The organism is Spirosoma migulaei, assembly GCF_054776855.1.
Genome location: NZ_BAAHBG010000010.1, coordinates 642,909 through 654,892 on the forward strand (window position 1 = coordinate 642,909; position 11,984 = coordinate 654,892).

Annotated in this window: 11 protein-coding genes; 3 read left to right on the forward strand and 8 right to left on the reverse strand. The window is 47.9% G+C overall.

The features are described 5' to 3' along the window. Positions 1 to 93: 93 nt before the first annotated feature. A complete protein-coding gene (locus tag ACYVGO_RS13235) occupies positions 94 to 2,091 on the forward strand; it encodes an acetoacetate--CoA ligase (protein WP_460969658.1) in 1,998 nt (665 codons plus the stop codon). An 80-nt stretch (positions 2,092 to 2,171) separates the two neighbouring features. Here ACYVGO_RS13235 and ACYVGO_RS13240 read toward each other — a convergent pair whose 3' ends face one another. From ACYVGO_RS13240 to ACYVGO_RS13275, 8 genes are all read right to left on the reverse strand, one after another. Beyond that, positions 2,172 to 2,723 (reverse strand): RNA polymerase sigma factor, encoded by a 552-nt coding sequence (locus ACYVGO_RS13240; RefSeq protein WP_460969659.1) that lies wholly within the window; start codon positions 2,721 to 2,723, stop codon positions 2,172 to 2,174. Positions 2,724 to 2,914: 191 nt separating this feature from the next. Further along, positions 2,915 to 3,457, reverse strand: coding sequence for a class I SAM-dependent methyltransferase (locus tag ACYVGO_RS13245; protein ID WP_460969660.1), 543 nt, complete (start codon positions 3,455 to 3,457; stop codon positions 2,915 to 2,917). Positions 3,458 to 3,478: 21 nt separating this feature from the next. Next, complete coding sequence (locus tag ACYVGO_RS13250; protein ID WP_460969661.1) at positions 3,479 to 3,880, reverse strand: type II toxin-antitoxin system VapC family toxin; 402 nt, start codon at positions 3,878 to 3,880, stop codon at positions 3,479 to 3,481. Continuing rightward, positions 3,877 to 4,101 (reverse strand): hypothetical protein, encoded by a 225-nt coding sequence (locus tag ACYVGO_RS13255; RefSeq protein WP_460969662.1) that lies wholly within the window; start codon positions 4,099 to 4,101, stop codon positions 3,877 to 3,879. Before ACYVGO_RS13255 ends, ACYVGO_RS13250 begins: the two co-directional genes overlap by 4 nt. 88 nt (positions 4,102 to 4,189) lie before the next feature. Further along, positions 4,190 to 6,640: a 3-hydroxyacyl-CoA dehydrogenase/enoyl-CoA hydratase family protein gene (locus ACYVGO_RS13260; protein ID WP_460969663.1), complete on the reverse strand. Its 2,451-nt coding sequence runs from the start codon at positions 6,638 to 6,640 to the stop codon at positions 4,190 to 4,192. Positions 6,641 to 6,771: 131 nt separating this feature from the next. Continuing rightward, the gene (locus ACYVGO_RS13265) at positions 6,772 to 7,365 is read right to left on the reverse strand and encodes a nucleotidyltransferase (protein WP_460969664.1); all 594 of its coding nucleotides are present in this window, start codon (positions 7,363 to 7,365) and stop codon (positions 6,772 to 6,774) included. 7 nt (positions 7,366 to 7,372) lie between these two features. After that, positions 7,373 to 7,843, reverse strand: coding sequence for a MarR family winged helix-turn-helix transcriptional regulator (locus tag ACYVGO_RS13270; RefSeq protein ID WP_142771105.1), 471 nt, complete (start codon positions 7,841 to 7,843; stop codon positions 7,373 to 7,375). A 193-nt stretch (positions 7,844 to 8,036) separates the two neighbouring features. Continuing rightward, positions 8,037 to 9,296: a peroxiredoxin family protein gene (locus ACYVGO_RS13275; protein ID WP_460969665.1), complete on the reverse strand. Its 1,260-nt coding sequence runs from the start codon at positions 9,294 to 9,296 to the stop codon at positions 8,037 to 8,039. A 90-nt stretch (positions 9,297 to 9,386) separates the two neighbouring features. Here ACYVGO_RS13275 and rsmH point away from each other — a divergent pair, with 90 nt between their 5' ends. Beyond that, positions 9,387 to 10,292 carry a 16S rRNA (cytosine(1402)-N(4))-methyltransferase RsmH gene (gene rsmH, locus ACYVGO_RS13280; protein ID WP_460969666.1) on the forward strand — a complete coding sequence of 302 codons (906 nt, stop codon included), beginning with the start codon at positions 9,387 to 9,389 and terminating at the stop codon, positions 10,290 to 10,292. A 76-nt stretch (positions 10,293 to 10,368) separates the two neighbouring features. After that, on the forward strand, positions 10,369 to 11,910 hold the full coding sequence (locus tag ACYVGO_RS13285) for a YifB family Mg chelatase-like AAA ATPase (protein WP_142771103.1): 1,542 nt from the start codon (positions 10,369 to 10,371) through the stop codon (positions 11,908 to 11,910). Positions 11,911 to 11,984: the final 74 nt, after the last annotated feature.

Below are 11,984 nucleotides of genomic sequence, written 5' to 3' on the forward strand. Positions count from 1 at the left end.
CAATCCATGATCGTTGTCGGACGTTAGTCAATACGTAAAGTCGCAGTTTGAAAGCAGCTCACTATCGACTATGGATTATTGACTTCTTCCTTTATGTCCCATCCAACACGAACACCGCTTTATGCACCCGACCGCCGGACTACTGCACAGTCTCTTATGAAACGGTATATGGACTGGCTATTTATAAAGAAAGGTTTGTATTTCCGGGATTATGACGACCTGTGGGATTGGTCGGTAACAGACCTGGAAGATTTCTGGGAAAGTATCTGGCAATTTTTCGATGTACAAAGTCATACGCCTTATCGTCAGGTAATTTTCAGGCCTAATCGGGAAGATATGATTGGCACGGAATGGTTCTCGGGTGCTACACTCAATTATGCCGAACACATTTTCCGGCACAAACCCACCCAGGGCCGTGGCGACAAATCTCCTGCCTTACTGTTTGCTTCGGAACGGCAGCCACTACTAGCAGTATCCTGGGAGAGTCTGGAACAGCAGGTTTTGGCTCTGGCAACGTACTTTCGGCAACAGGGTATTGGTGTGGGCGACAGGGTGGTGGCTATGTTACCGAACATTCCGGAAGCCGTTGTTGCCTTTCTGGCGACAACCAGCATCGGCGCCGTCTGGTCAAGCTGCTCCCCTGATTTTAGTACAGATGGAGCCTTAGACCGGTTTCGTCAACTATCGCCAAAAGTATTGCTAGCTGCTGATGGGTATGTTCATAATGGCTTCGACATTGACAAAACGGGCATGATCAGTGAATTATGTAATCGTTTACCTACCCTTCAGCACCTAATTTGGGTACCCTACTTAAATCCTGATGGTAAATTTGTCGAGAAAAAACCGGTTAAAACCAGTCTCTGGGCTGATATTCTAGCCCTAGAAACACCAGACGAATTACTATTTGAACCCGTTCCTTTTCATCATCCAATCTGGGTTCTGTATTCATCGGGTACAACGGGCAAGCCTAAAGCCATTACTCATAGTGTAGGCGGTTGTCTGCTTGAGCATCTGAAAGCGCTGGCGCTGCATCAGGATGTACGCATGGGCGATCGCTATTTCTGGCATTCCAATACAAGCTGGATGATGTGGAATTTTGCCGTTGGTGCTATGCTGGTTGGCGCTACCCCCGTTCTCTACGATGGCGCAGCTGGTTATCCGGATTTGAATGCGCTCTGGAAACTGGCCGACGACGCCCGAATCAATCATTTTGGCAACGGAGCGGCTTATTATATGGCTTGTCTGCGAGCCGGATTGAAACCTATCGATACAGCCAAACTGACTCATCTCCGAACCATCAGCTCAACTGAGTCGTCTCTACCGCCAGAGGGTTTTCAATGGATTTATGAGTCGGTCAAACCAACGGTCTGGCTCACGGCACTCAGTGGAGCTACTGATATTTGCAGCAGTTTTGTTGGAAGCAATCCACTCCTGCCTGTTTACGAAGGAGAAATCCAGTGCCGATGGTTGGGCTGCAAAGTCGAAGCGTTTGATGAACAGGCAAAACCGGTACGGGGAAAATTAGGTGAAATGGTTGTTCTGGAGCCCATTCCCTCTATGCCTGTTTATTTCTGGAACGATCCTTCAAACACGCAATACCGCAAGAGTTATTTTGATGAATACCCCGGCTTTTGGTGGTCTGGCGATTACATACGAATTACAGAACGGAACGGCATTGTTATTCATGGGCGTTCTGGTGCAACGCTGGATCGTACCGGCCAGCGCATTGGCACCAGTGAAATTTATAATGCGGTTGAAGGTCTGACCGAAATTGCAGATAGCTTAGTGGTAGGGTTGGAGCAACCGGGCGGATCATATTTCATGCCCCTGTTTGTAGTTATGCGAACTGGCTTCTCATTGACCGACGAGCTGGTTACTCGTATTAAACATACCCTACAAACCCAATTGAGCGCCCATCACGTACCCGACGCTGTTTATGCTATTTCGGAAGTACCCTATACAATTAGCGGGAAGAAGCTCGAATCATCCGTCAGAAAAATTCTGGCAGGTATGGATATATCATTGGCAACCAGCAAGGATACGCTTCGTAATCCAGCTGCCTTAACGCAATTTGCCGAGTTCATTAAGTAAGTTGATTTCAGCACTTCCAATAGCGGAACTAAATAAGGTCCACCTATTGAGTTAGATGGACCTTATTTAGTTGTAAATCCTTACCGGTTGTATAGTTGCGAATATAGGCGCTGTATTTTATCTCGACTTCGTTTCAGCCTCATTTTAACCGTACTTGGGTTGAGATTATAGCGTTCGGCAATTTCATTAATACTTAACTCCTCTTCATACTTAAGCTGTAAAAGAGCCCGTTCATTAGGAGCAAGTTTTGCCAGTACATGGTTGATCAATTGAAGTGTTTCTTCATGTAGCTGGGTCTCTTCAGGCTCAGGAATACTCTGATTAAGTTCCTCCTCAATCGGGATAAAATTAGTGCGTTTGGCTACGCGAATCTGATCAGAGCAATAGTTATAGGAAATGGCATATAACCAGGTCGAAAAACTTGACCGTTCCTGAAAAGCCTCTAATCGGTTAAATACCTTTAAAAAAATGTCATGCGTAAAATCTTCAGCTTTCAACGGGTCTTTCGTCATCGATAGACATCGACGATAAACCTTGTTAACGTAGCGATTGTAAAGCGTCTCGAAACAGTGACTGGGCTGACTAGAAAGGTACTGACGAATCATCTCTTCATCGCTTATTGAATCAGTCATAATAGTTTAGATTAACACCCCTGGGTTAGGTATTTTAACTGAAAAGTTACATAGAATGCTCCCTACTCAGTTACTTAAGCCCCTGAAAATATATTAAGCGGTGGTTAATCTAATTAAAAAAGAAGAATAGTTATATTTTATGCATTATAAAGCCATTTCTATCAAAGGGGTTATATGAAATGAATCCAATTTTAGCCGGTCAAATTTCGGACTGCGAGAGCAGAATATAGGTTCGCTTGCCCATACATAGACGGTCGTTCCTGTAGCTTATAGAAACTCTGATAACCAAGGCGTTCAACCAGATTGCGGAGGGAATTATAGCTGAGTGGATAGGGAACCCAGGGTGCTTGAGGGCGATCGGTGTCATACTCGACAATCAGTAAATAACTCGTTTTTGTTACATACTGACTCATTTTTTCCAGAAAGGCCGTCTGGTTTAAAACATAATGGAGTGAGTTAGCCATCAGGAATCCATTGATTTGCTGAAATGGGAGTTCACCATCCAGAAAATTAGCCACATGAGTTTCAATCTTTACCTGATTGTACACAGCCGGAATAGCCTTTAGGGCATCTTTGTTGGTATCAATGGCATAGATCGTACTGCCAGGCTGTAGCAAACCCGCCAGAGCAAGTGTAAAGGTACCACTACCAGCTCCCAAATCAGCCCAACTCGTTTTACTTCCTGTCTCTATATAGTTATTCCGCAGTAGATCAGAAGCCTGTGCTGATGTCATGGCAAAATTCCTCAACTCTATTTATCCGCTGTATTGGAAGAGTGGCACATATTCATAAGCAAGTATTTTATTGTCGGCAGTCAAAAGAGGAATTTTTCTAATACGCGATGTAGCGACAATTAGTTGATCAGCCGGATCGCTATGAAATATACCTGGTAAAGCGCAGGCATCCTGTAGTATTATTCGCTCTAACTCAATAAACGTCAACCCATTACTATCAATCGCCTTCTCGAACCATACGGATAAGGGTTCGGGTAATTGAAGCCTTTTCTTTTCGACTAATTTGGCCACTTCCCAACACGATATAATACTAATAAAAATATCCGATGGTGGTAGGTTATCAAGGTAATCAAGAACTCTTGAATCCAGCTTATCGGGATCGTTAACCCACCAGACCCAAATGTGCGTATCCAGTAAAATCATTGTGCCGCTTCCCAATCCGTTTCGTTTGCTGCAGCATCAAAAGGATTTTCAAACGTAATGGCTTTACCACGTAACGGGAAGCGATCATGAGTAGTCATAGTTGTATCCATATCGTCTTCAAGGATGATAACTTCTACTTTTTTACCTCCAGATAAAGGTAAGTTACGTAGAATCAATTCATGATTCTGACTGACTTGGGTACGAATCCGAATAGCGTTCATGACTCAAACTGAAATATTCTTATACTAAATACCATCTGGTTGTTTGAAATATACAACCTATTTGTCAAACAACCAGATGGGCTTACTGTTAATTGCGCAATGCCTTACCGCCTGTCAGTAGGCTTTGAATCCGCTCCAGCGTTTTCTTTTCACCGGTCAGGGACAGGAAGGCTTCCCGTTCCAGATCGAGCAGGTATTGCTCCGATACGTTTTGTGGACTGCTTAAATCGCCACCGCAAATAACGTAGGCCAATTTATCGGCAATTTTTCGGTCGTGATCTGAAATGTAGCGGCCCATATGCATGGCCGTAACACCCGCCCGGAACAACGCAATACCCGTTTTACCCTGCACTTTAATATCGGTGCGTGGCTTGGGTTGCGTGTAACCATTGTCGGCCAGTTCAATAGCCGCTTGTTTAGCTTCGGCGAGCAGGCGGCTACGGTTCAGTACAATCTGATCCGTCGAGCGGAGGTAGTTCATTTCGCGGGCTTCCTGTGCCGAGGTTGATACCTTCGCCGTCGCGATGTTCATGAACACGTTTTGCAGGATATTCAATTCGGGATCGCCGGTTTGGTATAGATCCGATGCGCGAGCGGCCATTTCTTTTGTACCGCCACCAGCCGGAATCAGACCAACACCCACTTCCACTAATCCAATGTAGCTTTCGGCATGGGCAACAACACGGTCGGCATGAAGAACGGCTTCGCAACCACCACCGAGTGTTAGGGTATGCGGAGCCACAATAACGGGAACAGATGAGTATCGAATACGCGCAATCAGTTTCTGGAACTGCGCAATCATCAGGTTCACTTCGTCGAACTCCTGCTCAACGGCAAACATGAACAGCATGGCCAGATTGGCACCGGCTGAGAACGCTTCGGTTGAGTCATTACCCACAACCAGTCCCCGGAAGTCCTTCTCTGCCAATGCAATACCTTTATTCAAGGCTTCGGAAACTTCCTGCCCGAAGGTGTTCATCTTACTACGAAATTCCACGTTCAGGATACCATCGCCGAGGTCAACGATATTGGCACCCGAATTTTTCCAGACGATATTATTGCTGAGGTTTTCCAGAATGGTAAACGTTTCCACACCCGGAATAACCTTGTAGCTTTTCGTTGGAATATCGTAATATTTACGTTTGCCGTTTTCAACTTTATAGAATTGATCGAAGCCCGCGTCGAGCATGTCGTACACCCACTGCGCGGGTTTCTGGCCGAACGATTCAATCAGTTCAACTCCTTTCTTAACGCCAATGGCATCCCAGGTTTCAAATAAGCCCAATTGCCAGCCGAAACCAGCGGTAATGGCCGCATCGATCCGATAGAGCTCGTCCGAAATTTCGGGAATACGATAAGTGGCATACCGGAACCCATCGGCAAAGGTTTGTCGATAAAACTCACCTGCTTTGTCTTTACCAGCGATCAATACCGGAAAACGCTTTTTGAGGTTATCTATGGCCTTCGTACTTTCCAGCGTTGCAAATTTGACCTTCTCAGAAGGCTTGTATTCGTAGGTTTTCAGATCAAGCGCCAGAATCTGGGTTTGGCCTTTCTCGTCCTTTGTCTTCTTGTAATAGCCCTGGCCGGTTTTATCGCCGAGCCATTTGTTTTCCATCAACTTCTGCACCGAAGCGGGCAACTCAAACGAGGCACGGGACTCGTCGTGCTCCATTTTAACCAGATTCCCCGCCACATTGGCCGTCGTATCCAAGCCCACCACATCCGACAATCGGAACGTTCCCGACTTCGGACGGCCCACGACAGGACCCGTAAGTTTGTCTACTTCTTCTACGGTCAATCCCAGATTTTCGGCCACCCGGATGGTTTGGATCAGCGACTGAATACCAAGTCGGTTAGCAATGAAACCGGGCGTGTCTTTGCACAAAACGGTCGTTTTGCCCAGGTACAAATCGCCGTAGTTCATCAGGAAATCAATAACGGCAGGATCGGTATCGGGGCCGGGAATGATTTCGAGTAAACGCAGGTAACGTGGCGGATTGAAGAAGTGCGTTCCGCAGAAATTCCGTCGAAAGTCTTCGCTACGCCCTTCAGCCAGCAGGTGCATGGGTATGCCCGACGTGTTCGAGGTGATCAGCGTACCGGGCTTACGAAACTGCTCAACACGCTCGTAAACAGACCGTTTAATATCCAGTCGTTCCACAACAACCTCAATTATCCAGTCGAAAGTGGCAATGTCTTTCAGGTTATCATCGAAATTCCCCAGTTTAATACGGTCGGCGAATTTAGGGCTGTATAGCGAAGCAGGGCTGGCTTTCAGCATCGTCTGGAACGCATCCGTAACAATGCGGTTCCGAACCAGCGGACTGGCCGTTGTTAAGCCTTTAGCCTGTTCAAGCTCGCTGGGTTCTCTCGGTACGATGTCTAACAAGAGTACATCGACACCGATGTTGGCAAAGTGAGCCGCAATACGCGAACCCATAATGCCTGACCCCAGCACAGCCACGCGCCGAATCGTACGGTTTTTGGTTTGAGGGGTGCGCCCCTCCGATCTGGGTTTTTCTAAGGTAGCTTCCATGGTTTAGTTTGACTCATTGGAACGCGGATGTTGCGGTTGTAAATGGATAATGTAAAATGGATAATTCATAATTACTGATTATCAGACTATTTCTCATTGTTCATTTTACAGTATCCATTCGCTTATCTGCGTCAGCCGCGTTCTATTGCCTTTTTGATTTTAATTAATTCCTCAACATCATTTAAATCTTTGGGACGACCGATTGCCAGTTTTTCGGTAATCAAATCGTTTAGTTGAATCACTTTAAACAATACACCCTCAAAGGTCACGTCGATGGCTCGTTCGTAACAGGCATCAAAATCAACCTCGCTAAAAGCTTTGAGGGCGTAGCCCATATCGAGCGTGAACCCATATTTCCCTACGGCGACTGATGTCCATCCAAAAATTAGTGGGACATCTTTTAGATAAGCAGCGCCAGCCACCTCATTTTCTTCCAGCGCCAGAATCAGGTTGGCTTTTGTTTCTTCATCCGACTTCAGCCACAAATCCATATCCTGCGTGGTACGAACATGCCCGTGAACAACCCCCGCCATGCCGCCAACCAGTAAAAATTGAACGGAATGCTGGTTCAGACTCATCAGCAGATGAAGTACTTCATCATCAGCAATGTTCATCGGCTTCGGCGGGTTTTTGGGATTGGCGTGGTAGAGTTTGGATGCCATATTCATCAGCCGCGTAAACGCCTTCAGTCGGTGTTCTGCAGGATTGGCGAGGATGGCAGGCATGTGTCTATTAATCTAGTGGCAGTTCTTCCGGTTCAGTGGCTTTGATGCGGGCGTTTTCTTCTTCAACCATCCGGTTGATTTCTTTCATTACGTCCAGAAAGACAACCAGTTTATCGAGCGGAATTCGCTCCCGAATCATGTTGTTGAATTGAATAACACCATCGCGGGCCATCTCACGTTTGGCACGTCCTTCTTCGGTCAGGTAGATCCGAACAAAGCGCTTGTCGTTCCCGTCAACTTCCCGCCGAATCAGGCCGCGCTCTTCCAGATTTTTCAGCATTCTGACCAACGAACGGGGTTCCATCCCTAGTAGCGGTCCAATTTTGGTGGCCGGAGTCCCTTCTTCCAGATCAATATTAAGCAGCACATAGCCGATCGCCATCGTGATGTCGAAGCGGGCTGCATAGGCGTTATACATGCGCGAAATGGCATGCCAACCCCATTTTATGTGAAAATCAACCGTTTTCTCCTTTTTCATGATCGATGTCGTCCTGTTCTCATCAGGACGTAAATCTACCACTTTTTCACAAAAAATAGTATGCGTGCATACCAATCAAAACCGGGATTTAGCTGATTTTAGGATTTTCTGGATTTTGTTCTGCGCTTCTTTGAAGCGAATTGCTGAAACAAAATCCAGAAAATCCTAAAATCAGTTAAATCCCGGTTCTGACTTACTCCGCCACCAGCTTATCCACCAGCCGGTTGAATTCTTCTATGTATTGGTCGTAGTATTTGCCGGTGCCGGGGCCGGAGAAACCCGTGTGAATGTGGCGCACCTGTCCTTTTTTGTCGATGAAAATGGTGGTTGGGAAAGCGACAACCGCATTTAGATCGGGTAATGCTTTGGAGGCCTGTGCTTTGTCGTTCGTTCCAGCCAGCACTATAGGGTAATCAATCTTGAAGCGTTGTTTCATCCGCTCGATTTTTGGCCCCGAGATGCTCATTTCCGGCGACCGCTCGAACGACAAGCCGACGAGTTCAACGCCCCGACTCTTGTTCTTTTTATACCACGGACTCATGAAATTAGTCTCGTCCATGCAGTTCGGGCACCAGGAACCCATGATCTGCACAATGGTCACTTTATTTTTGAAACGGGCATCGGATAGGGAAACAATGTTTCCGTTTGGTTCAGGAAATGAGGCATTGAGCGTTTTTGAACCCGGTTTCAGATAGGTAAGCTTAGCCGGATCAGGCAATTCAGCCTTCGGATCGAAGTGAGCTACCCAGGCTTCGTAACCGGCAATACCAGCCCATAAACCACCTTTGAGGGTTTTGGTGGCCGGATCATGTTTGGCCTTAAACAAGTATACATGCGAACCATCGAAACAGGAAAGGAATAAACTGTCGCCAATAACACTTCCCGACAGATAGCGATAATCGCCGGTAGGCGTCAGGAACGTACCACTCAGGCGGCTACCTTTCTGATCGAATACCCCCACCGCGTTGACCGTATCGACTTTGCCAGTTTTGCTACCAAAATCAGTGGCCCATTTGCCGGTTAGGTTGGTCGTTGCCGAAGTAGCGGATTCTTCTTTAGGTGTAAAGCGATAACTTACACCATATTGGGCTTCAAAGGGCAACGTTTGGGGTGGCAACGCAACTCGCCGTCGGCGATATACCCCCCTTAGCGTATTACCGTCTATCTTTGCAACTAATTCCGATTCAAACAGGGCCATCGGTATTCGTAACGAGTCGCCCTCAATGGTGGCGGGGTCCATCGGAAGTCGTTCGTTGCCATTGAGCGCAAACACGGGGTAGGTCCTGGGGCTATTCGCTGCTGGCTTAATATCCAGCCCGAACGGTAAGTCGCCCCCGCGGGTTTTCAGAACAGCCCGGTATTGGCCGGGCTTAAACGGAACCGGCGATTGGCTGAAACAAACAACAGGCAACGATAGGAGCGTACTGACAACAAGAGGAAGGAGGTTCTTCATTTTTTTATGATTAAGACTGAATTCAGGTTGTACATGATAGCAGTGCATCAATGCCCAAATTAACGACTACTAAAGAAGGTTAGTTTCTAAATGACTCAATACCACGAACCTGTTTTATTACAAGCCTGCATTGATGGGCTGAATTTGCAACCCGGCGGCACCTACGTTGATATTACGTTTGGTGGCGGAGGGCATAGTCGCGAAATTCTTAACCAGTTGGAAGGCGGAAAATTATTCGGCTTCGACCAGGATGCCGATGCCCGCGCCAACGCCCAGGCCATTGGCGATTCACGCCTAACGTTCGTGGCCTCAAACTTCCGGAATATCAAACGCTATCTGCGACTCTATAAAGCGGAGCAAGTGGATGGTATTCTGGCCGACCTGGGAATTTCGTCGCACCAGATCGATACGCCCGAACGCGGTTTCTCCACCCGCTTCGATGCCGACCTCGACATGCGCATGAATCAAAACGCCGACCGCACCGCCCGGCAGGTTGTCAATGAGTATTCGGAACCGGAGTTGCATCGGATTCTGGGCATGTATGGTGAGATTACCAACGCCCGAACGGCTGCAGCCGCCCTCGTATCCGCCCGCTCGAATCGGCCACTTAAAACGGTAAACGACCTAAAGGCAGCACTGCAACGGTATGCACCACGCGGCAAAGAGAACAAATATTTTGCGCAGGTATTTCAGGCGCTACGCATTGAGGTAAATGAAGAATTGCAGGCGCTTGAAGAGTTTTTAGAGCAAGTACCCGACATTCTGAAACCGGGCGGACGACTGGTAGTCATGTCCTATCATTCACTCGAAGATCGGTTGGTGAAGAATTTCATCAACAAGGGTAAATTTCAGGGTGAAGTCGAGAAGGATTTGTTTGGGAACGACCTCAAACCGTTGCAATCCTTAACCCGCAAACCTGTTGAAGCCACGCCCGAGGAAATTGCCCGAAACCCCCGCGCCCGAAGTGCCAAACTGCGCATTGCTGAGAAGATTTAAGCAGGCATTTTTTTATTGGCTACCGACTCAGTAGTTTTGAAACCCATTACCCGGATTCGTTTACTTATTTACGCTTATGTTAGCCAAAACTTTTGGTGGAGCCGTTTATGGTGTTAATGCCAGTTTGATTACCATTGAAGTCGTTGTTGCTCAGGGTCTGCATTTTCATTTGGTCGGCCTGCCCGACAGTGCCGTAAAAGAAAGCGAGCAGCGCGTTGAAGCCTCATTGAAGTTCTTCGGTTACCGAATGCCCCGCCAGAAAGTGGTGGTTAACCTCGCTCCTGCCGACATTCGGAAAGAAGGGTCCGCCTACGATCTGCCGATTGGACTTTGCGTTCTGCAAGCCTCCGAACAAATCACAACTACCCGTAGCCTGGAAGAGTACGTCATTATGGGTGAGCTGGCTCTCGATGGTACACTGCGGCCAATCAAAGGCGTATTACCCATCGCCATCGAAGCGCGTAAACAAGGATATAAGGGTTTTGTCCTCCCTGTCGAAAACGCTCAGGAAGCGGCTATCGTCAATAATCTGGATGTTATTGGCGTAAAAACCATGCAGGATGCGATCGAGTTTTTCGAAGGCAAGAAAGACATCGAACCATTGGTTAGCGATACCCGAGACCTCTTCATGAGCCAGATTAACGCCTACGAAGTCGATTTCTCGCATGTGCAGGGTCAGGAGAATATTAAGCGGGCGATGGAAATTGCGGCTGCGGGTGGCCATAATGTGATTATGATTGGGCCACCGGGGGCAGGTAAAACCATGTTAGCCAAACGATTGCCAACCATTTTGCCGCCCTTATCTTTACAGGAAGCACTGGAGACAACCAAGATCCATTCGGTAGCCGGTAAGCTCGGAGCCCGCGCTACCCTGATTGCAACCCGACCGTACCGAAGTCCACACCACACGATTTCAGATGCCGCATTAGTTGGTGGAGGTAGTTTCCCGCAACCGGGCGAGATTTCATTAGCGCACAATGGGGTGTTATTCTTAGACGAATTACCTGAGTTTAAACGCTCAGCGCTAGAGGTTATGCGCCAGCCGCTCGAAGATCGAAAAGTGAGTATCTCACGGGCGAAATGGGCCGTTGAGTTCCCCGCCAGTTTTATGCTTATTGCCAGCATGAACCCCTGTCCCTGCGGCTACTACAATCACCCCGAAAAAGAGTGCGTTTGTGGCGCAGGTGTCGTTCAGAAATACCTGGCCAAAATCAGCGGCCCACTCCTCGACCGGATTGATCTGCACGTTGAAGTTACGCCTGTTTCCTTCGATCAGATGACGGGCAACCGACCGGCCGAGCCCAGCGAAGTAATCCGCGAGCGAGTCATTAAGGCGCGTGAACGACAAACCACACGCTTTGTAGGCCAGGAGGGTATTTACAGCAACGCCATGATGCCTTCGCAGATGGTAAAAGAGGTTTGCGTGATCAGCGATGCGGGTCGGGCCTTACTCCGGACGGCGATGGAACGATTGGGGCTCTCTGCCCGTGCGTACGACCGTATCCTGAAAGTGTCCCGCACGATTGCCGACCTAGCAGGCTCCGACGAAATCAAGATTGAACACCTCGCCGAAGCCATTCAATACCGAAGTCTGGATCGGGAGAATTGGGCAGGGTAATAATTTACTGATTGACTCTGTTCACCGTTCAACCACACCACCCAACGGTCTGTCAGTCTGGGCAATAAGTATAA